This is a genomic window from Pseudomonas sp. 18-147 (assembly GCF_051048045.1).
GTDB lineage: Bacteria > Pseudomonadota > Gammaproteobacteria > Pseudomonadales > Pseudomonadaceae > Pseudomonas > Pseudomonas aeruginosa.
On record NZ_CP182296.1, the window covers coordinates 1,180,149 to 1,201,411 of the forward strand.

The following is a 21,263-nucleotide window of genomic DNA, read 5'->3' on the forward strand; positions in this document are numbered from 1 at the left end:
GGTCAACCTATCATGCCCGGGTCATGACGCCCATTCCTCACCGACCATTCAGACCGCACGCCATGAACCGACCTCGAACCGTTATCCGCTTCATCAACGCCGCGCATGTCATCGACCACATGTTCATGCTGATCTTCCCCGCCGCCGTGCTCGGCATGGCCGGCAGCTTCGACCTCGACTACGCCGGTCTGATCGGCCTGTCGCTGGGCGGTTTCATCGCCTTCGGCGCCTGTTCGCTGCCGGCCGGCTGGCTGGGCGATACCTGGAGCCGGCGGCGGATGATGCTGCTGTTCTTCTTCGGCATCGGCGCCGCCGCGCTGCTCACCGGGCTGGCCGGCAGCGTACCGATGCTGGTGACCGGGCTGACCCTGATCGGGGTGTTCGCCGCGATCTACCACCCGGTCGGCACCGCGATGCTGGTGGCACACGCGGAGAACCGCGGCCGCGAGATCGGCATCAACGGCATGTGGGGTAACCTCGGGGTCGCCTTCGCCGCGCTGCTTACCGGCTTTCTCACCGCGCACTTCGGCTGGCGCGCGGCGTTCATCCTGCCCGGCGGGGTGGCCATCCTGCTCGGCATCGGCTTTTTCTTCTGCGTGCGCGAGGAGCCATCGCCGCACCTGTCGGCCAAGGCCGCGGCGCGTGGCGTGGACAGCGAGGGTCTGTCGATGCGCCGGGTGTTCGGCGTGCTGGCGCTGGTCACCGCCACCGGCGGGGTGGTGTTCAACGCCAGCACCGTGACCTACCCGAAGCTGTTCCAGGAGCGCCTGAGCGACTTGCTGGCGTCGCCGCAGACCCTTGGCGTGGTGGTCAGCCTGGCCTATGCCTTCGGCGCGGTGGCGCAACTGATCATGGGCCGCCTGATCGATCGCCTGAACCTGAAGTTGCCGTTCGTCTTCCTCACCTTCTGCCAGGTGCCGCTGCTGCTGGCCCTGGCCTACGGCCACGGCAGCGCAGTGGTGCTGTTCGGCGCGCTGTTCATGTTCGCGGTGTTCGGCCAGGTGACGGTGAACGATGCGATGGTCGCCCACTTCGTCGCGCCGCAGTGGCAGGCGCGGGTCTTCGCCCTGCGCTATTTCCTGTCGTTCGGCGCCAGCGCGGCGGCGATCCCGATGATTGCCTACCTGGAACCACGGCAGGGGCTGCTGGGGTTGTACCTGGTACTGGCGGGCTTCGCCGCGCTGACCTTCGCCGCGGCGCTGGTGTTTCCGCGTCCGGCGCGCAGCGCCGCGGTGGGCACCTGAGGAAGAGGGCGCCCGGACAGCGCGAGCCGGCCGGGCGCCGATGGCTCAACGCCGTATCAGAGCAGTTCGAGCGCCACGGCGGTGGCTTCGCCGCCGCCGATGCACAGCGAGGCGACGCCGCGCTTGCCGCCTTTCTGGCGCAGGGCGTTGATCAGGGTGAGGATGATCCGCGAGCCGGTGGAGCCGACCGGATGGCCCTGGGCGCAGGCGCCGCCATAGACATTGACCTTGGCATGATCGAGGCCGTGTTCGCGCATGGCGAGCATGGTGACCATGGCGAAGGCTTCGTTGATCTCGAACAGGTCGACGTCGTCCTTGCTCCAGCCGGTCCTGGCGAACAGGTTGGTCATCGCGCCGATCGGCGCCAGGGTGAACTCGCTCGGGTCCTGGCTCTGGGTGGCATGGCCGACGATTCGCGCCAGCGGCTTCAGGCCACGGCGCTGGGCTTCCTCGGCGGTCATCAGGACCAGCGCGGAGGCGCCGTCGGAGATCGAGCTGGCATTGGCGGCGGTGATGGTACCGTCCTTGCGGAACGCCGGCCTGAGGCTCGGGATCTTCTCCAGGTTGGCGGTCAGCGGTTGCTCGTCGTCCTTCACCACGCTCTCGCCCTTGCGGCTGGTGACGGTGACCGGGACGATTTCCGCCGCCAGCGAGCCATCGGCGATGGCGGCCTGGGCGCGCTTGAGCGATTCGATGGCATAGGCGTCCATCTCCGCGCGGGTCACGCCGTACTTGTCGGCGGTCTCCTGGGCGAACGAACCCATCAAACGGCCGGTACGGGCGTCCTCCAGGCCGTCGAGGAACATGTGGTCCTTGATCTCGCCGTGGCCCATGCGCAGGCCGCTGCGGGCTTTCTCCAGGACATAGGGCGCGTTGGACATGCTTTCCATGCCACCGGCGACCATCACCTGGTTGGTGCCAGCCTTGAGCAGGTCGTGGGCCAGCATCACCGCCTTCATCCCCGAGCCGCACAGCTTGTTGATGGTGGTGCAGCCGGTGGCGGCGGGCAGGCCGGCCGCCAGCGCGGCCTGGCGGGCCGGGCCCTGTTTCAGGCCGGCGGGCAGGACGCAACCCATGATCACTTCCTGTACGTCCTCGGCGGCGATGCCGGCGCGCTGCACCGCTTCGCGGATCGCGACGGCACCCAGGTCGACCGCGGAAACGCCGGCCAGGCTGCCCTGGAAGCCGCCCATGGGAGTACGGGCGCCGGCGACGATGACGATATCGGACATGGAACGTTACCTCTTGTTCTGGATAGGGTCTGAACGATTCAGTGGGCGGATTCTATCTTGTGACCGGGAGGCTCCGAAAGGTCACGGGGCAAATCACTCTTTTGACTGATGAACAAAGCCCGCCGACGGCTCTAGAGTCGGCCTCATCCTGACAACGAACCCGCTCCCAGGTGTACGCCCCATGCTGAAGACCCGTCTCATCCCGGCCGCCGCCGGCGCTTATCAGTATCCGTTGCTGATCAAGAGCCTGATGCTTTCCGGCCGTCGTTACGAAAAGAGTCATGAAATCGTCTACCGCGACCAGGTGCGCTACAGCTACGCCACCTTCAACGAGCGCGTCGCGCGCCTGGCCAACGTACTCAGCGAGGCCGGGGTGAAGGCCGGCGACACGGTGGCGGTGATGGACTGGGACAGCCATCGCTACCTGGAATGCATGTTCGCCATCCCGATGATCGGGGCGGTGCTGCATACCATCAATATCCGCCTCTCCCCGGAGCAGATCCTCTACACCATGAACCACGCCGAGGATCGCTTCGTGCTGGTGAACAGCGAGTTCGTCCCGCTCTACCAGGCGGTGGCGGGGCAGCTGGCCACGGTGGAGCGGACCATCCTGCTCACCGACGGCGCGGAGAAGAGCGCCGAACTGCCCGGCCTGGTCGGCGAATACGAGTCGCTGCTGGCCGCGGCCAGCCCGCGCTACGACTTCCCCGATTTCGACGAGAACTCCATCGCCACCACCTTCTACACCACCGGCACCACCGGCAATCCGAAAGGTGTGTATTTCAGCCACCGGCAACTGGTCCTGCACACCCTGGCGATGGCTTCGACCATCGGCAGCCTGGACAGCATCCGCCTGCTCGGTACCAGCGACGTGTACATGCCGATCACCCCGATGTTCCATGTCCACGCCTGGGGCACTCCGTACGTGGCGACCATGCTCGGGGTCAAGCAGGTCTATCCCGGGCGTTACGATCCGGAACTGCTGGTCGAACTGTGGAAGCGCGAGAAGGTCACCTTCTCCCACTGCGTGCCGACCATCCTGCAGATGGTGATGAACGCCAGGGCTGCCCAGGGCGTGGACTTCAAGGGCTGGAAGGTGATCATCGGCGGGAGCGCGCTGAACCGCTCGCTCTACGAGGCGGCCAAGGCGCGCGGCATCCAGCTGACCGCCGCCTACGGCATGTCGGAGACCTGTCCGCTGATTTCCTGCGCCTACCTCAACGACGAACTGCTGGCCGGAAGCGAGGACGAGCGCACCACCTACCGGATCAAGGCCGGCGTGCCGGTGCCGCTGGTGGATGCGGCGATCATGGACGAACAGGGCCGCTTCCTCCCGGCCGACGGCGAATCCCAGGGCGAGCTGGTGTTGCGCTCGCCATGGCTGACCCAGGGGTATTTCCGCGAACCCGAGCGCGGCGAGGAGTTGTGGCGCGGCGGCTGGATGCACACCGGCGACGTGGCGACCCTGGACGGCATGGGCTTCATCGAGATCCGCGACCGCATCAAGGACGTGATCAAGACCGGCGGCGAGTGGCTGTCCTCCCTGGAGCTGGAAGACCTGATCAGCCGCCATCCGGCGGTACGCGAAGTGGCGGTGGTCGGGGTGCCCGATCCGCAATGGGGCGAGCGCCCGTTCGCCCTGCTGGTGGTGCGCGAGGGCCAGCAACTGGACGCCCGGGGCCTGAAGGAGCACCTCAAGCCTTTCGTCGAGCAGGGCAACATCAACAAGTGGGCGATCCCCTCGCAGATCGCGGTTGTTACCGATATTCCCAAGACCAGCGTCGGCAAGCTGGACAAGAAGCGCATCCGTATCGAGATCGCCCAGTGGCAGGAAGCCGGCAGCGCCTTCCTGTCGACCGTCTGACGGGGCTTTCCTACACCGCCGAAACGCCCGGAGGCCAAGCAAACGCTTGGTCTCCGCGTTTTCGCGACCGCCCGGTCATTCTCCATCCGCCGCAAAGGCGCGAGCCAGAGTGGTTGCGCCGCGCAAATCACACTTTCGAGGGATCAAGCGGCAGGCAGCGCTAGCTATAGTCCACGCACTCATAACAAAAAACACACATGGAGTAGCGTCGATGACAACCCGTAATCCGTTCTCGCGTCGGGCCCGGTTGCCGTTGGCCGTCAGCCTGGCTTCCTCGCTGGCGGCTCCGGCCTTTGGGGTGACCTTCAACATCGGGGAAATCGAAGGTTCCTTCGACTCGGCGTTGTCGGTCGGGGCCAGCTGGTCGACCGCCAAGCCGAACAAGAACCTGATCGGTGTGAACAACGGCGGCAAGGGACTTTCCCAGACCTCCGACGACAGCCACTTGAACTTCAAGCGTGGGGAAACGTTCTCGAAGGTCTTCAAGGGCATCCATGACCTCGAACTGAAGTACGGCGATACCGGTGTGTTCCTGCGCGGCAAGTACTGGTACGACTTCGAACTGAAGGACGAGCACCGCGAGTTCAAGGACATCGACGACAGCGGCCGCAAGACCCTGGCCAAGTCCTCCGGCGCCGAACTGCTCGACGCCTTCATCTACCACAACTATGCCATCGGCGACCTGCCGGGCAGCGTGCGCCTGGGCAAGCAGGTGGTGAACTGGGGCGAGAGCACCTTCATCCAGAACGGCATCAGCGCCATCAACCCGATCGACGTCACCGCCTTCCGCCGGCCCGGCTCGGAGATCAAGGAAGGCCTGATCCCGGTGAACATGTTCTACCTGTCGCAGAACCTCACCGACAACCTGTCCGCCGAAGGCTTCTACCAGATCGAGTGGGACCAGACGGTGGTCGACAACTGTGGCACCTTCTTCTCCCAGCCGGACGTGGTGGCCGATGGCTGCGACCAGAACCTGGCGGTGCTGACCAACAACAAGGCGTCCATCAACCTGCTCAACAGCCTGTTGTCCGGAGCAGGTCTGGGAATCACTCCGTCTCCCTGGAACGAAGGGATCGTAGTGCAGCGTGGTCCGGATCGTGACGCTCGTGACAGTGGCCAGTACGGCTTCGCCCTTCGCTACTTCGCCGACGAACTGAACACCGAGTTCGGCGCCTACTACATGAATTACCACAGCCGCCTGCCGATCTTTAGTGGTCAGGGACCGTCCGCCGCGAAGATGGCGGCCATCAACAACTTTGCGACCAATATCGCTGCTATCAGTCCCAGCCTGGCTGCTCAGGCAGCGGCGGCAGCCACTGCGGGCAACTCCAATTACTTCATCGAGTATCCAGAAGACATTCGCATGTTCGGGCTGAGTTTCTCAACCACGCTGCCCAATGGTACCGCCTGGAGCGGTGAGGTCAGCTATCGGCCGAATGCTCCCGTACAACTGAACACCACCGATATTCTCTACTCCGCTCTGGACCCCGTGAATATCGGTGGTAGCCGACCTTATGAGAACGCATCGCTGCTGAACGGTCGGCCGGGTGAGGACATGCATGGCTATCGGCGCAAGGAAATCACCCAACTGCAGACCACCCTGACGCACTTCTTTGACCAGGTCATGGGTGCCGAGCGCTTGACAGTGGTAGGTGAGATCGGCTGGACCCATGTCGGCGGGCTGGAAAGTAGTTCCGTCGTTCGTTACGGGCGTGATCCGTCATTTGGCTCCGGCCCGATGGAGGGAACGTTAAATGGCCTGAGCACTTGTTCAGGCTTAGCCGCAAGTGTGACGGGAAATCCGAACGCCAATAACGTCACTCGCTATTGTGAAAAAGACGGCTACACCACGACCGACGCCTGGGGTTATCGCGCCCGTGCGATCTGGGACTACAACGACGTGTTCATGGGCGTGAACCTCAAGCCCAGCGTGGCCTGGTCGCACGACGTCGATGGCTATTCGCCCGGTCCCGGCGCCAACTTCGAGGAAGGCCGCAAGGCGGTCAGCCTGGGGGTGGACGCGGAGTACCAGAACACCTACACCGCGAGCCTCTCCTACACCAACTTCTTCGACGGCAAGTACACCACCGTGGACGATCGCGACTTCGTCGCGCTCAGCTTCGGCATGAACTTCTGATGTACGCCGGCCCGGTGCGAACCGGGCCGGCGAGCAGGACTTAACGAGGACGACGAGCGAATGAAAACAACGAAGATTCTTCTGCATACCGGTGTACTGGCCCTGAGCCTGCTGGCCACCCAGGTGATGGCGGCGGTATCCGCCGACGAAGCGGCCAAGCTCGGCACCAGCCTGACTCCGTTGGGGGCGGAGAAGGCCGGCAACGCCGACGGCAGCATCCCCGCCTGGGACGGCGGCCTGGCGACCAACGCCGGCAGCGTCGACAGCCGTGGCTTCCTCGCCAACCCCTATGCCAGCGAGCAACCGCTGTTCACCATCACCGCGCAGAACGTCGACCAGTACAAGGACAAGCTGACTCCCGGCCAACTGGCCATGTTCAAGCGCTACCCGGATACCTACAAGATCCCGGTATACAAGACCCACCGCAGCGCCACCGTCCCGGCGGCGGTGCAGGAGGCGGCCAAGCGCAACGCCACCACCACCAAGCTGGTGGAAGGCGGCAACGGCCTGGAGAACTTCGATACCGCCAACCCGTTCCCGATCCCGCAGAACGGCCTGGAGGTGATCTGGAACCACATCACCCGCTATCGCGGCGGCAGCGTCCGGCGCCTGGTGACCCAGGCCACTCCGCAGGTCAACGGCTCCTACCAGCTGGTCTACTTCCAGGATGCCTTCACCTTCCGTACCAACCTGAAGGACTACAACCCGAACAAGCCGAGCAACGTGCTGTTCTACTTCAAGCAGCGGGTCACCGCGCCCTCGCGCCTGGCCGGTAACGTGCTGCTGGTCCACGAGACCCTCAACCAGGTCAAGGAGCCGCGCCTGGCGTGGCTCTACAACGCCGGCCAGCGCCGCGTGCGGCGGGCTCCGCAGGTGTCCTACGACGGTCCCGGCACCGCCGCCGACGGCCTGCGCACCTCGGACAACTTCGACATGTACAACGGTGCGCCGGACCGCTACGACTGGAAGCTGGAAGGCAAGAAGGAAATCTACATTCCCTACAACAGCTACAAGCTCGACGATCCGAAGATCAAGTACAGCGAAATCGTCAAGGCCGGCCACATCAACCAGGACCTGACCCGCTACGAGCTGCACCGCGTCTGGCATGTGGTCGCGACCCTGAAGCCGGGCGAGCGGCACATCTACGCCAAGCGTGACTTCTACATCGACGAGGACACCTGGCAGGCCGCCGAGATCGACCATTACGACGGTCGCGGCACCCTGTGGCGCGTGGCCGAGGCGCATGCCGAGCAGTACTACGACAAGCAGGTGCCCTGGTACGCGGTGGAAACCCTCTACGACCTGCTCTCCGGCCGCTACCTGGCGCTTGGCATGAAGAACGAGGAGAAACAGGCCTACGACTTCAACTACAGCGCTTCGGAAAGCGACTACACCCCGGCGGCGCTGCGCCAGGAAGGGGTACGCTGAGAAACGGCGTTCCTAGCCACGAAGAAACCGGCCTTGTGCCGGTTTCTTCGTTTTCGCGGGCGGCGTGCCGCTCCGGCCGTCAATTCATTACAAAGTGTTTTCCCGCCTCGCCCGCGGATTCCGTCGTCGCCATCCTCCCGGCGGGCACCTGTGTGGCCGGGAAACGTTTGCCGCGCCTGGACCGCGCCGGGAAACCGGTCTTTCCTTGGTTATCGAGCTGAAGCGCCGGTGCGCTATTTCGTCCGAGCCGATGGATAGTGCTTCAAATAGCCATCACTTGTGGTTAGTCTCCGGAGCGTTCACGCCCCATACATAAACCAAGAAACCGGGTGATGACTGACTTCTCGCGCACCTTCTCGGGCACTCCATCCGCCGTTCTGCCGACGGCCAACCGCTTTTTCCGCCCCCCGCTGCCGTCGGCCCATGTGGCGCGCCCGCGTCTTTGCCGTCGACTGCGCGACGGACTGGACGGTCGCCTGCTGCTGATCGCCGCGCCCGCCGGATTCGGCAAGAGTTCCCTGGCCATCGAGTTCTGCGAAAGCCTCGATCCGCGCTGGCAGAGCCTCTGGCTGGGACTGAGCAGCCGCGAGAGCGATCCCGGACGTTTCCTCGAACGCCTGCTCGATGGCTTGCGACAGTACCACCCGACCCTGGGCGAAGAGGCCCTCGGCCTGCTGAAGATGCGCCAGCGTCACCAGCCGTTCGCCTTCGAGACCTGGCTCGACGACCTGCTCGACGAACTCGGCCCCTGCCTGGACCCGCAGCGTCCCCTGCTACTGGTGCTGGACGATTACCACCTGGCCCAGGGCGCGGTGCTCGACCGTTGCCTGCAATTCCTCCTCAATCACCTGCCCGAGGGCCTGGTGCTGCTGGTCACCAGCCGGCAGCGGCCGGACTGGCACCTGGCGCGCCTGCGCCTGTCGCGGCAATTGCTCGAACTCAGCGAACAGGACCTGCGCCTGACCGCCGAGGAGAGCGGGGCGCTGATGGCCGCCAGCGGCCTCGAACTCGACGAGGACGCGCTGGACGCGCTGCTCGAGCGCAGCGAAGGCTGGGTCGCCGGGCTGCGCCTCTGGCTGCTGGCGCGCGGCGATCCAGAGGAGCAGGTCAGCCCCGGGGTACACGGCGCCGACGAACTGATCCGCGACTACCTGCTGGAGGAGGTGATCGAGCGGCAGCCGCCCGAGGTCCAGGCGTTCCTCGCCCAGACCGCGCGCTTCGAGCGCTTCTGCGCCGAGCTCTGCGATACCGTGCGCGAGGCCGGCGACAGCGCGGCGATCCTCGACCACCTGCAGCAGCACCAGGTCTTCCTCGTGCCGCTGGACGAAAACGGCCAGTGGTTCCGCTACCACCACCTGTTCTCCGACCTGCTGCTGGCGCGTCCCTTGCCCGACTTCGGTCCGTCCGCCGGCTCCCTGCACCTGCGCGCCTGCGGCTGGTTCAGCCGCCATGGCCTGCTCGACCAGGCGGTGGAGCAGGCGCTGCGCGCCGGCCAGCCGGACGTGGCGGCGAGCCTGGTGCAGAACCTGTCGGAAGAGCAACTGCTGGCGGAGCAGAACATCGCCACCCTGCTGCGCTGGAAGATGGACCTGCCGGACAGCCTCCTGGCGAGCACGCCGCGCCTGATCCTGCTGTACGGCTGGGCGCTGGCGCTGGCCTGCCAGCTGGATGCCGCGGAAGAACTGGCCGGCCAACTGGCGCGTTTCCTGCCGGCGCCGGACGAGTCCGCGCAGCGCGACCTGCTGGCCCAGTGGCAGGCCCTGAGCGGGGTGATCGCGCGCGGCCGCGGCGATATCGACAAGGCCGAGGCGCACTGCCGCGAGGCCTTGCAGGACCTCGCCGGGGAGCGCTATGGCACCCGCCTGCAATGCCTGTCGACGCTGAGCAACCTGGCGGTGACCCGTGGCGACTTCTGGCAGGCGCGCAACTACAATCGCGACGCCCTGGAGTTCGCCCAGCGCTACGGCAACCCGCTGTTCGAGGCACTGGTCCATTACGACCGCGCCCGCGTCCTCCAGGCGCGCGGCGAGGTGGCGCGCGCCGAGGAGGAGGTGCGCCAGGGCCTGGAACGCCTCCAGCACCTGCCGGCGCAACGCCGCTACGCGGTGCGCGGGCGGCTCTTGCTGTACCGCGGCTACCTGCGCAGCCTGGCGCTGCAGCCGGACGAAGCGCGCAAGTGGATCAAGCAGGGAATCGAGGAAACCCGCAGCTGCCGGGATGTCAGCCTGGTGATCGGCTATTGCGTCCTGGCCAGCCTGGAAGGGCGCCTGGGCAACTACGCGGCGGCGTTCGCCCGGCTTGGCGACGTCGAGCGGTTGATGCATGCCTGGGATATCCCGCCGATCTACTACCTGGCGGCGATCACCCTGATCAAGTGCGAACTCTGGCTGGCCCAGGGCCAGACCGAACTGGCCGGCGTCTGGCTACAGCGCTTGGGCGGCACCTACGGCGGGCAGGCGGCCACGCCGCCGGAATGCAGTCCGCTGCTGCCGCTGCATGTGGAGTTGCTCCAGGCCGGCCTGGAGCGCCGCGAAGGACGCCCGGAGGAAGCCGCCCGGCGCCTGGACCGGCTGGCCCGCTCGACGCGGGAGAACGGCGCGTTGCTGCCGGCTCGCCTGGCCCTCGGCCAACTGGCCGCGCTGCACCTGGAGCAGGGCCGCGAGCGCGAGGCGCTGGCGACCCTGCAACAGGCCATGGAGGGCGCAGTCGGCGGAGCCTTGCTGCCGCTCCACGAATTGCTCGTGCAGCAGCCGGAATGGTTGCGCGAACAGTTGCAGCGCTTCCCTGCCTGTCCCGGCGCCCAGCGCATGCGCGCGCTGTTGCCGGAGCCGCCCGCCGAGCCCGCGGGCAGTGCGGGCGAGGTGCTCAGCGGGCGCGAACTGGCGGTGCTGGAGCTGATCGCCCAGGGGTTGTCCAACCAGGAGATCAGCGAGCGGCTGTTCATCTCGCTGCATACGGTGAAGAGCCACGCCCGCCATATCAACGACAAGCTCGGCGTCGAGCGTCGCACCCAGGCGGTGGCGCGGGCCAAGCACATGGGGTTGTTGCGCTAGGCGCGCCACCCCATATGCCTGGCGTGCTGGCTCAGGGCTTCCAGCGTCGCAGGAGCAGGGCGTTGCCGACCACGCTGACGCTGGAGAAGGCCATCGCCGCGCCCGCCACCATCGGGTTGAGCAGGCCGAAGGCCGCCAGCGGGATGCCGATCACGTTGTAGATGAAGGCCCAGAACAGGTTCTGGCGGATCTTCGCGTAGGTCCGCCGCGAGATGTCCAGCGCCGCCGGCACCAGGCGCGGGTCGCCGCGCATCAGGGTGATGCCGGCGGCGTGCATGGCCACGTCGGTGCCGCCACCCATGGCGATGCCTACGTCGGCAGCGGCCAGCGCCGGGGCGTCGTTGATGCCGTCGCCGACCATCGCCACCACCCGGCCCCGGCCTTTCAGCTCGGCGACCGTGGCGGCCTTGTCCGCCGGCAGCACTTCCGCGTGTACGTCGTCGATGCCCAGGGCCTTGGCCACCACCGCCGCGCTGCCGCGGTTGTCGCCGGTGATCAGGTGGCTGTGGATATCCCGTCCGCGCAGGGCCTCCACCGCTTCGGCGGCGCCGTCCTTGAGGCTGTCGCCGAAGGCGAACAGGCCGAGCACGCGTTTCTCCGGAGCCAGTTCCAGCAGCCAGGACAGGGTGCGGCCCTCGGCCTCCCAGTCCGCGGCGGCACTCGCCAGCGCGCCGGGCTTGAGTTCCTGCTCGTCGAGCAGGCGGCGGTTGCCCAGGGCCAGCCGGCGACCCTCGACCTCGCCCTGGATGCCGCGACCGCTGAGGGCCTGGCTGGCGTTCACCGGCGGAACCTCCAGGTCGCGCTCGGCGCAGCGCTCGAGCACGGCCTTGGCCAGCGGGTGCTCGCTGCCGCGTTGCAGGGCGCCGGCGAGCCTGAGCAGTTGCTCCTGGTCGTCGCCGCCGAGGTGGATGATCTGCGGTCGCCCGGAGGTCAGGGTGCCGGTCTTGTCGAAGGCCACGCTGGTGACCGCATGGGCGACTTCCAGGGACTCGGCGTCCTTGATCAGGATGCCGTGGCGCGCGGCCACGCCGGTGCCGGCCATGATCGCGGTCGGGGTGGCCAGGCCGAGGGCGCAGGGGCAGGCGATCACCAGCACCGCCACGGCGTTAACCAGGGCCTGCTCCAGGCCGACCCCGGCGACCAGCCAGGCGCCGAGGGTGACCAGCGCGATGAGGATCACCACCGGGACGAAGACCTGGCTGACCTTGTCCACCAGCTTCTGGATCGGCGCCTTGGCGGCCTGGGCGTCTTCCACCAGGCGGATGATCTTCGCCAGCACCGTTTCCCCGCCGAGCGCAGTGGTGCGCAGGAGCAGGCGGCCTTCGCCGTTGATCGCGCCGCCGGTGACCTTGTCGCCGGGAGCCTTGGGTACCGGCAGGCTCTCGCCGGTGATCAGCGCCTCGTCGGCGTGGCTGCTGCCGTCGAGCACCTCGCCGTCCACCGGGAAGCGTTCGCCGGGACGCACCACCACCTCGTCGCCGAGGCGCAACTCGGCGATCGCCACCTCTTCCTCGCGACCGTCGCGCAGGCGCACCGCGCGCTCCGGGCGCAACGCCTCGAGGGCGCGGATGGCGCTGGCGGTCTGGCGCTTGGCGCGGCTTTCCAGGTACTTGCCGAGGAGGATCAGGGCGATCACCACGGTCGAGGCTTCGAAGTAGAGGTGCGGCATGTGGCCGGGCGGGGTGGTCAGCCAGAGGTAGACGCTGAGGCCGTAGCCGGCGCTGGTGCCGAGGGCGACCAGCAGGTCCATGTTGCCGGCGCCGGCCTTCACCGCGCGCCAGGCGGAGACATAGAAGCGCGCGCCGATGACGAACTGCACCGGGGTCGCCAGGAGGAACTGTGCCCACGGCGGCAGCATCCAGTGTAGGCCGGCCCATTCCACCAGCATCGGCAGCACCAGCGGCAACGCCAGCAACAGCGCGGCGATCACCCACCAGCGTTCGCGGCGCAGGCGGCGCTCGGCATCGTCCTGGCGTGGTTGCCCCGCGTCGAGCAGGCGGGCCTTGTAGCCCGCCTGTTCCACCGCCTGTAGCAAGGCCTGGCTGTCCACGGCGCCGAGCAGCTCGAGGTGGGTGCGCTCGCTGGCCAGGTTGACGCTGACCTCGCGTACGCCGGGCACCTTCTTCAGCGCCCGCTCGACCCGGCCGACGCAACTGGCGCAGGTCATGCCCTCGATGGACAGTTCCAGGCTGCGCGCCGGAACCTGGTAGCCGGCCTGCTCGACCGCCGCCACCAGGGCCGGCAGGCTGTCCGCCGGGGCCTGTACGCGGGCCTGCTCGCTGGCCAGGTTGACCGAGGCGGCCGCGACCCCGGGCACTTTCTTCAGGGCTCGTTCGACACGGCCGGCGCAGGACGCGCAAGTCATGCCGCTGACCGGCAGATCGAGCTCGGTTAGCGTGGCGCTGTTCATGAGTCCTCCTTGGAATGGACAGAAGTGGCACCGCAGGCGCCCTGGGAGGCGCCGGTGAGATCTGTCGCCAGGTTCAGCCTTGACATCGTGTCAAGGTCAAGCCCCGGATTCATACAGGAAGGCGGCGCAGGGCGCAGTGGCGGCTTTATGTCGCAGGGGCAGGGGGGAGGGGGAATGGCGCTGGAAAACCGTTGCGGCACGGAAAAGCGGAGGGTTTTCACAGAGGTGGGACCGATAACACTAGACCTCGCGAAGGGCTGCGCCAAGGTATTTCGTCGCTTGCGGAAAAAAAACCTGCTGATGACGAAAAGTACTTTTTACCGTCATATTTTTTGCGGTATTTGTGGAACCGTAGACCGCCGAACCCTGCAGCACAGGTGGCGGCCCCGGCCCTCACCTCTGCTGTCAGGCTCTCCCCACCGGAAGAGAGAAGGCGGCTCGCCCCCCGGCGGAGCGCCGACCCGGCATTCCGTCGCCAGGCCCTTAGCAGAAGGTGATCGCGTATGGATGACCACGGACGTTCCCGCCCCACCCAGCCCACCCTGTACGTCCTCGATACCAATGTCCTGATCCACGATCCGAATGCCCTGTTGAACTTCCAGGAACACCGCGTCGCGATCCCGATGACGGTGCTCGAAGAGCTGGACAAGCTGAAGACCGGAAAGCACACCATCGCCGCCGAGTGCCGCCAGGCCATCCGCCTGATCGACCAGGTACTCGGCGAGGCCACGCCCGAGCAGGTAGAGGGAGGGGTACCGATCCAGCGTGGCAAGAACGGCCCCAGCGGCAGCCTGTCGATCCTCATGAGCAAGCGTGCCGAGCCCATCACCTGGCTGCCGGAGCACCTCAACGACAACAAGATCATCAACCAGTTGGTCGAGCTGAAGAGCCGCCACAGCGGCGTGCGCGTGGTGCTGGTGACCAAGGACATCAACATGCGCCTGAAGGCGCGCGCCTGCGGGGTGGACGCGGAGGACTACCACACCGACCAGTTGATCGACGACGTGGCCCTGCTGTCGCGCGGCTACCATTCCCTCGCCGGCTCTTTCTGGGACCGCGTGAGCAAGGTCGAGACCCGCCAGGACCACGGCCGTACCTGGCATCGCGTGCAGCTCACCGACAACCTGCCGGCGGTGCACATCAACGAGTTCATCGTCGACGAACAGGGCTTCGTCGGCTGGATCAAGGGCATCCAGCAGGACGAGCTGACCATCCTCGACCTGCACCAGGAGCCGCTCCTGCACCAGGAAGCCTGGGGCCTGCGGCCACGCGACGTGTACCAGTCGCTGGCGCTGTACGCGCTGCTCGACCCGGACATCCACCTGGTCAACCTGTCCGGTGCCGCCGGTTCCGGCAAGACCATCCTGGCGCTCGCCGCGGCCATCGAGCAGACCATGGTCAGCAAGCGCTACCGGCGCATCATCGCCACCCGCAGCGTGCAGGGCCTGGACGAGGACATCGGCTTCCTGCCCGGCACCGAGGCGGAAAAAATGGAGCCCTGGCTCGGCGCCATCACCGACAACCTCGAAGCGCTGCACATGGACGACGAATGCACCCATGGCAGCGTCGACTACATCCTCAGCAAGGTGCCGTTGCAGTTCAAGTCGCTGAACTACATCCGCGGGCGCAGCTTCCAGCAGAGCCTGATCCTCATCGACGAATGCCAGAACCTCACGCCGCACCAGATGAAGACCATCATCACCCGCGCCGGCAGCGGTTCGAAGGTGATCTGCCTGGGCAACCTGGCGCAGATCGACACGCCCTACCTGTCCGCCACCAGCTCCGGCCTGACCTACCTCACCGAACGCTTCAAGGACTTCCCCCACGGCGTGCACGTGACCCTGCAAGGGGTGCCGCGCTCGGTGCTGGCGGAGTACGCCGAGGCGCACATGTGAAGTAGCCGGCGGCAATCGCCGGCCGATATCCCGCCCGGTTGAAAAAGCCGGGCGGGATATACATCCTGCCAGGCCCGGTCCGGGGACCGGGCCCGCATCGTTACCCGATCGGGATGAGGCGCCTTGCGCCGGCCTGCCCTACCTCTTTATGTATACAATCATCCCCCTTCCGAACCTCCCCCAGGCATCGCGTCATGCCCTCCAGGGCTTACAATGACTGGCCAGTATCCTCTTCCAGGAGCACCCACGTGCTGACCCATCTCGATTCCCAGGGCCGCGCCAACATGGTCGACGTCACGGAAAAGGCCGTGACCTCCCGTGAAGCCACGGCCGAGGCCGTGGTGCGCATGCGCCCGGAAACCCTGCAACTGATCCAGGACGGCGGCCATCCCAAGGGCGACGTCTTCGCCGTGGCGCGGATCGCCGGCATCCAGGCGGCCAAGCGCACCCACGAACTGATCCCGCTGTGCCATCCGTTGTTGCTCACCAGCGTCAAGCTCGAACTGCAGGCCGAGGCGCCGGACGCCGTGCGCATCCGCGCGCGTTGCCGGCTGGCCGGGCAGACCGGCGTGGAGATGGAGGCGCTCACCGCCGCCAGCGTCGCGGCCCTGACCATCTACGACATGTGCAAGGCGGTGGACCGCGGGATGGTCATCGAGCAGGTCCAGTTGCTGGAGAAGCTCGGCGGCAAGAGCGGCCACTACCGCAAAGAGGAGGAAGGGCAGGCATGATCCGCGTGCAGTATTTCGCCCGTTACCGCGAAGCCCTAGGCATCGACGGCGAGCAGTTGAACTGGGACGCCGGGCTGGCGACCCTCGGCGCCTTGCGCCAGCTCCTGGTGGAGCGCGGCGGGGCCTGGGAGCGTACCCTCGGCGAGCAGAACCTGATGTGTGCGCGCAATCAGGAACTGTGCGGCCTCGACGAGCCGTTGCAGGACGGCGACGAAGTCGCCTTCTTCCCCACCGTCACCGGAGGTTGAACCCATGGCCATCCGCGTCCAGCAGGCCGCTTTCGATCCGGGGCAGGAGCTTAACGCCCTGCATGCGCAGAACGTCGGCATCGGCGCGGTGGTCGGCTTCGTCGGCTACGTGCGCGACTTCAACGACGGTCGCGAGGTCGGCGGGATGTTCCTCGAACATTATCCGGGCATGACCGAGAAGGCCCTCGGCAAGATCGCCGCCGAGGCCGGGCAGCGCTGGCCGCTGCTGCGCCTGGAGATCCTCCACCGCATCGGCCGCCTGGAGCCGGGCGAGCCGATCGTCTTCGTCGGTTGCGCCAGCGCCCACCGGCAGGCGGCGTTCGACGCCTGCAACTTCGTCATGGACTACCTGAAGACCCGCGCGCCGTTCTGGAAGAAGGAAGACACCGCCGAAGGCCCGCGCTGGGTCGAAGGCCGCTGCAGCGACCAGGCCGCCGCGCAGCGCTGGGAGGAGTGACGTCTACCTCCTCGCGCCGCCGGCTTACCTCTTCGGAGGAATAGCCAGCCGGGGGCCCGCGGTTCAGGCTGAGGCATCGCCCGTTCCTAGGACCCCCTTCCATGAGCCACCTGGCCACCTCCACCTTCCAGCCGCTGAACATCGCCATCCTCACCGTCAGCGACACCCGTACCCTGGAAACCGATACTTCCGGCCAGACCCTCGCCGACGCGCTGCTGGCCGCCGGTCATCGCCTGCACCAGCGGAGCCTGAAGACCGATGACATCTACCAGATCCGCGCGGTGGTCTCGGCCTGGATCGCCGACCCCGAGGTACAGGTCGGCCTGATCACCGGCGGCACCGGCTTCACCGCGCGGGACAACACCCCGCAGGCGGTCGGGCCGCTGTTCGAGCGCGATGTCGAGGGCTTCGGCGAACTGTTCCGCCAGGTCTCGCAGCGCGAGATCGGCACTTCCACCATCCAGTCGCGGGCGCTGGCCGGGCTCAGCAACGGTACCCTGGTGTGCTGCCTGCCCGGCTCGCCGGGCGCCTGTCGCACCGCCTGGAACGAGATTCTCCTGGCGCAACTGGACAGCCGCACCCGCCCGTGCAATTTCGTCCCGCACCTGAAGACCCCGCCAGCCGTGGCGCCGGTGGCCGGCTGCGGGTGCCGCTCGTGAGCGCTTGCGCCTGCGATGGCGGCCAACTGCGCCCGCTCGACGAGGCGCTGGCCGAACTGCTGGCGCGCGCGCCGCGCCCGCCAGCCTGCGAGAGCCTGGCCCTGGAGCGGGCGCTGGGACGAGTGCTCGGCGAGGACCTGCTGGCGCCGATGGACCTGCCGCATTGGGACAACAGTGCGATGGACGGCTACGCCTTGTGCTCCGCCGACCTGCCGCGCAGCGGCGGCAGCCTGACGGTCGGCGCGCGGATCGCCGCCGGCGACACCCGCGGCATGAGCCTGCCGCTGGGCCAGGCGGCGCGGATCTTCACCGGCGCGCCGCTGCCGACCGGCGCCGACTGCGTGGTGCCGCAGGAACTCTGCGTGGTCGACGGCGAGCGCGTGCAGTTGCCGCCGGTGAGCGCCGGCCAGCATGTGCGCCGGCGCGGCGAGGAGTTGCGTCGTGGCGCGCCGGTGCTGCGTGCCGGACAGCGCTTGCGCCCGCAGGAACTCGGCCTGCTGGCGAGTCTCGGCGTCGCCACGGTCTCGGTGCGTCGGCGCTTGCGCATCGGCCTGCTGAGCAGCGGCGACGAATTGCGCGAGCCCGGCCAGACACTGTTGGCCGGGCAGATCTACAACGCCAACCGTTACTGCATCGGCGCCTTGCTGCGCGGTCTGGGCTTCGAGGTGCACGACGAGGAAGTGCTCGCCGACGAACTGGTGGCCAGCCGCGATGCGCTCAGCCTGGCGGCCTCCGAATGGGACGCGCTGGTCACCAGCGGCGGTGTCTCGGTAGGCGAGGAAGACCACCTCAAGCGCGCCATCGCCGAGCTTGGCGAGGTCAACCTGTGGCGCCTGGCGATCCAGCCGGGCAAGCCGTTCGCCTTCGGCTCCGTGGCCGGCAAGCCCTGGCTGGGGCTGCCCGGCAACCCTGCGGCGGCGCTGGTCACCGCATTGCTGGTGGCGCGTCCGTTCCTGCTTCGCCAGCAGGGACTGTTCGACGTAGTGCCGCGGCCGCTGGCGCTGCCGGCGGCCTTCGACTGGCCGCAACCGCGGGCGCGTCGCCAGTACCTGCGGGCGCGGCTCGATGAACGGGGGCGGGTGGAAATCCACCCGCAGCAGGGCTCGGCGATGCTGCTTGCCGCCAGTTGGGCGGACGGGCTGGCGGTGATCGAGCGCGGCGCCACCCTGGGCGTGGGTGATGCGATCGACTTTCTGCCGTTCTCCGCACTGATGGCCTGAGGCCTTCTTGATCCCGGTCAAGCGCCGACCGGGAGCGTCTTTCTAGAGTGTGGCGCCTGTGCCCCGGGGTTGCCCACTGCCGCGGAGCGCGTTTTTCGCCAGAGGAGCAACCCCATGCAACTGGTCTGTCCGGCGGGCAGCCTGCCCGCCTTGAAGTCGGCCCTGCGACAGGGCGCCGATGCCATCTACGTCGGTTTCCGCGACGACACCAACGCCCGCCATTTCGCCGGCCTCAACCTTGACGAACGCCAGTTGCAGGAAGGCCTGCGGCGAGTCCACGAGGCCGGGCGGCAGCTCTACGTAGCGGTCAACACCTATTCCAGCGCGCAGGGCTGGGAGCGCTGGCAGCGCGCGGTGGACCAGGCCGCCGACCTCGGCGTCGATGCGTTGATCGCCGCCGACGTGGCGGTGCTCGGCTATGCCGCGAAGCGTCATCCGCGGCTCAACCTGCATCTGTCGGTGCAGGGCTCGGCAACCAATGCCGCGGCCCTGGCCCTCTATCACGAACGCTACGGCATCCGTCGCGCGGTCCTGCCCCGCGTGCTATCGCTGGCGCAGGTACGCCAGGTGGCGGCCGGTAGCCCGGTGCCGGTGGAGGTGTTCGCCTTCGGCAGCCTGTGCATCATGGCCGAGGGCCGCTGCCACCTGTCCTCCTACGTCACCGGCGAGTCGCCGAACCTCTGCGGCGTCTGTTCGCCGGCCAGGGCGGTGCGCTGGAGCGAGGAACCGGAGGGGTTGACCTCGCGCCTCAACGAAGTGCTCATCGACCGTTACGCCGCCGGCGAGGCGGCCGGCTACCCGACCCTCTGCAAGGGCCGTTTCCTGGTCAATGGCCAGCGCTTCCATGCGCTGGAGGAACCGACCAGCCTGAACACCCTGGACCTGGTCCCGCAACTGGCGGAAATCGGCGTGGCGGCGGTGAAGATCGAAGGCCGCCAGCGCAGCCCGGCTTACGTCGAGCAGGTCACCCGGGTCTGGCGCCAGGCGCTGGACAGCTACGCCAGCGCGCCGGGCGCCTATAGCGTGCAGCCGCAATGGCAGCGCGCGCTGGCCGGACTTTCCGAAGGGCACCAGACCACCCTGGGCGCCTATCACCGTTCCTGGCAGTGAGGACCGCCGCGATGAAACTGAGCCTGGGACCGCTGCTGTTCTACTGGGACAAGCGGCAGATATTCGATTTCTACGCCGAGATGGCTGGCCAGCCGCTCGACGTCATCTACCTCGGCGAGACCGTCTGCGCCAAGCGCCGGGCGCTGTCCCTGAACGATTGGCAGGCGCTGGCCCGCGAGCTGGCGCAGGCGACCCGTGCCGAGCTGGTGCTCTCCGGGCTGGCGCTGATCGAGGCCGCTTCGGAGCTGTCCAGCCTGCGCCGGCTATGCGAGAACGGCGAACTCCGGGTCGAGGCCAACGACATGGCCGCCGTCTATTACCTCAGCCAGCGCGGCGTGCCCTTTGTCGGCGGTCCGGCGCTGAACCTCTACAACGGTCATGCCCTGGCCGAACTGTATTCCTGGGGCATGCGCCGCTGGATTCCGCCGGTGGAAGTCTCCGGCAAGCTGCTGCGCGGGGTGCTCGACCAGGCTGCGCAGCTGGGCCTGGAGCAATTGCAGACCGAGGTCTTCGCCTACGGTCACCTGCCGCTGGCCTACTCGGCGCGCTGCTTCACCGCGCGGGCGGAGAACCGGCCCAAGGACGACTGCCAGTTCTGCTGCCAGCAGTATCCCGAAGGTATCCCGCTGCTCAGCCAGGAGGGCGAGGCGCTGTTCACCCTCAACGGCATCCAGACCATGTCCGGCAAGGTCAGCAACCTGCTGGCCGACTACCGCTCGCTGGAACATAGCGGCGCCGACCTGCTACGCCTGAGTCCTCGGGCGCAGGGCATGGCCGAGGTGATCGCGGCCTTCGACCGGGTACGCAAGGGTGCCGCTCCGCCGCTCGCCGTGGAAGGCTGCAACGGCTACTGGCACGGCCGGCCGGGGATGCTGCGGGCAGAGGAGGCAGGGCTATGCTGAACCGCCAACGCCTGCTCCTCGGCGTCGCCGGACGCCTGTTGCCGCTGGCGGCGAAGGTTCCGCGCGGGCTCCAGCACCTGGTCCTGCAACGGGTCGCCAACCGGCTGTTCGCCCAGCCGCTGGAGGAGGGCGCCTTCGACCTGCTGGAAGGTCGCTGGCTGCGCCTGGAAGTCAGGGACCTCGGCGTCGGCTGGTGCGTCACCCGGGTGCCCGGCGGCCTGCGCCTGGTCGAACGGCCACGGGCCAGCGTGACCATCCGTGGCGACTGGCGCGACTTCCTGCTGCTGGCCAGCCGGCATGAGGACCCGGATACCCTGTTCTTCCGCCGCCGCCTGGTGATCGAGGGCGACACCGAGCTGGGCCTGGCGGTCAAGAACCTCCTCGACAGCCTCGACCCGGAGCACCTGCCGCCCTGGTTGTGGAACGCCGTGGAACGGGCCGGGCGGGCAGTGCAGGAGGAGCGCGGCGAGGCGCCCCAGGGGCCGGTCCAGGGCGCGCGGGGCGGCTGAGGTCGGTGGAAAGGGGCGTATAGCGACGCCAATGTCGCTGGGCGCGCCCCTCCGATTGGGTGTATTCCCTGAAGCCTGAAACTCACTGAAGCTCTTTTCAGCGAGGCAACGCCCGGTTCGTTGCCGCATGGGCGGCGCGGAGCGAATGGGCGTTTCCCCTGACC

The 21,263-nt window shown here is 67.5% G+C and carries 16 protein-coding genes; 14 read left to right on the forward strand and 2 right to left on the reverse strand.

Annotated features, from left to right (window positions below; translation table 11 throughout):
* Positions 1-62 precede the first annotated feature (62 nt).
* Entirely contained in the window at positions 63-1,244 is a 1,182-nt protein-coding gene (locus ACM0M4_RS05635; RefSeq protein ID WP_023095226.1) for an MFS transporter, read from the forward strand.
* Positions 1,245-1,300: 56 nt separating this feature from the next.
* Here ACM0M4_RS05635 and ACM0M4_RS05640 read toward each other — a convergent pair whose 3' ends face one another.
* Entirely contained in the window at positions 1,301-2,476 is a 1,176-nt protein-coding gene (locus ACM0M4_RS05640) for an acetyl-CoA C-acyltransferase (RefSeq protein WP_115288969.1), read from the reverse strand.
* 181 nt (positions 2,477-2,657) lie between these two features.
* Between ACM0M4_RS05640 and ACM0M4_RS05645 the strand changes: the two genes are divergently transcribed.
* The 4 genes from ACM0M4_RS05645 (at position 2,658) to ACM0M4_RS05660 (ending at position 10,958) form a co-directional block, all read left to right on the forward strand.
* Positions 2,658-4,340 (forward strand): fatty acid--CoA ligase, encoded by a 1,683-nt coding sequence (locus ACM0M4_RS05645; RefSeq protein ID WP_003103012.1) that lies wholly within the window; start codon positions 2,658-2,660, stop codon positions 4,338-4,340.
* A 211-nt stretch (positions 4,341-4,551) separates the two neighbouring features.
* Positions 4,552-6,477 carry a DUF1302 domain-containing protein gene (locus ACM0M4_RS05650; RefSeq protein WP_015649519.1) on the forward strand — a complete coding sequence of 642 codons (1,926 nt, stop codon included), beginning with the start codon at positions 4,552-4,554 and terminating at the stop codon, positions 6,475-6,477.
* A 60-nt stretch (positions 6,478-6,537) separates the two neighbouring features.
* Positions 6,538-7,905, forward strand: a complete 1,368-nt coding sequence (locus ACM0M4_RS05655) for a DUF1329 domain-containing protein (RefSeq protein WP_003103009.1) — start codon at positions 6,538-6,540, stop codon at positions 7,903-7,905.
* A 332-nt stretch (positions 7,906-8,237) separates the two neighbouring features.
* Positions 8,238-10,958 carry a LuxR C-terminal-related transcriptional regulator gene (locus tag ACM0M4_RS05660; RefSeq protein ID WP_009313401.1) on the forward strand — a complete coding sequence of 907 codons (2,721 nt, stop codon included), beginning with the start codon at positions 8,238-8,240 and terminating at the stop codon, positions 10,956-10,958.
* Positions 10,959-10,989: 31 nt separating this feature from the next.
* Here ACM0M4_RS05660 and copA1 read toward each other — a convergent pair whose 3' ends face one another.
* The gene (gene copA1 / locus ACM0M4_RS05665) at positions 10,990-13,368 is read right to left on the reverse strand and encodes a copper-translocating P-type ATPase CopA1 (RefSeq protein WP_054376213.1); all 2,379 of its coding nucleotides are present in this window, start codon (positions 13,366-13,368) and stop codon (positions 10,990-10,992) included.
* A 503-nt stretch (positions 13,369-13,871) separates the two neighbouring features.
* On the opposite strand from copA1, the gene ACM0M4_RS05670 reads away from it, so the two are divergent.
* From ACM0M4_RS05670 to ubiT, 9 genes are all read left to right on the forward strand, one after another.
* Complete coding sequence (locus tag ACM0M4_RS05670; RefSeq protein WP_003093038.1) at positions 13,872-15,263, forward strand: PhoH family protein; 1,392 nt, start codon at positions 13,872-13,874, stop codon at positions 15,261-15,263.
* Positions 15,264-15,511: 248 nt separating this feature from the next.
* Positions 15,512-15,994, forward strand: a complete 483-nt coding sequence (moaC, locus tag ACM0M4_RS05675) for a cyclic pyranopterin monophosphate synthase MoaC (protein ID WP_003093030.1) — start codon at positions 15,512-15,514, stop codon at positions 15,992-15,994.
* Positions 15,991-16,242 (forward strand): molybdopterin converting factor subunit 1, encoded by a 252-nt coding sequence (gene moaD, locus ACM0M4_RS05680; protein WP_003093027.1) that lies wholly within the window; start codon positions 15,991-15,993, stop codon positions 16,240-16,242. Before moaC ends, moaD begins: the two co-directional genes overlap by 4 nt.
* 4 nt (positions 16,243-16,246) lie before the next feature.
* Positions 16,247-16,699 carry a molybdopterin synthase catalytic subunit MoaE gene (gene moaE / locus ACM0M4_RS05685; protein WP_003093025.1) on the forward strand — a complete coding sequence of 151 codons (453 nt, stop codon included), beginning with the start codon at positions 16,247-16,249 and terminating at the stop codon, positions 16,697-16,699.
* Positions 16,700-16,800: 101 nt separating this feature from the next.
* A complete protein-coding gene (gene moaB, locus ACM0M4_RS05690; protein WP_003093023.1) occupies positions 16,801-17,358 on the forward strand; it encodes a molybdenum cofactor biosynthesis protein B in 558 nt (185 codons plus the stop codon).
* Complete coding sequence (locus tag ACM0M4_RS05695; protein ID WP_003114306.1) at positions 17,355-18,578, forward strand: molybdopterin molybdotransferase MoeA; 1,224 nt, start codon at positions 17,355-17,357, stop codon at positions 18,576-18,578. The genes moaB and ACM0M4_RS05695 overlap by 4 nt, the downstream gene beginning before the upstream one ends.
* Before the next feature lie 114 nt (positions 18,579-18,692).
* Positions 18,693-19,688, forward strand: coding sequence for a ubiquinone anaerobic biosynthesis protein UbiU (gene ubiU, locus ACM0M4_RS05700; protein WP_003093020.1), 996 nt, complete (start codon positions 18,693-18,695; stop codon positions 19,686-19,688).
* A gap of 11 nt (positions 19,689-19,699) precedes the next feature.
* Positions 19,700-20,590 carry a U32 family peptidase gene (locus ACM0M4_RS05705; protein WP_003110916.1) on the forward strand — a complete coding sequence of 297 codons (891 nt, stop codon included), beginning with the start codon at positions 19,700-19,702 and terminating at the stop codon, positions 20,588-20,590.
* On the forward strand, positions 20,584-21,099 hold the full coding sequence (ubiT, locus tag ACM0M4_RS05710) for a ubiquinone anaerobic biosynthesis accessory factor UbiT (protein ID WP_003104247.1): 516 nt from the start codon (positions 20,584-20,586) through the stop codon (positions 21,097-21,099). Before ACM0M4_RS05705 ends, ubiT begins: the two co-directional genes overlap by 7 nt.
* Positions 21,100-21,263 lie beyond the last annotated feature (164 nt).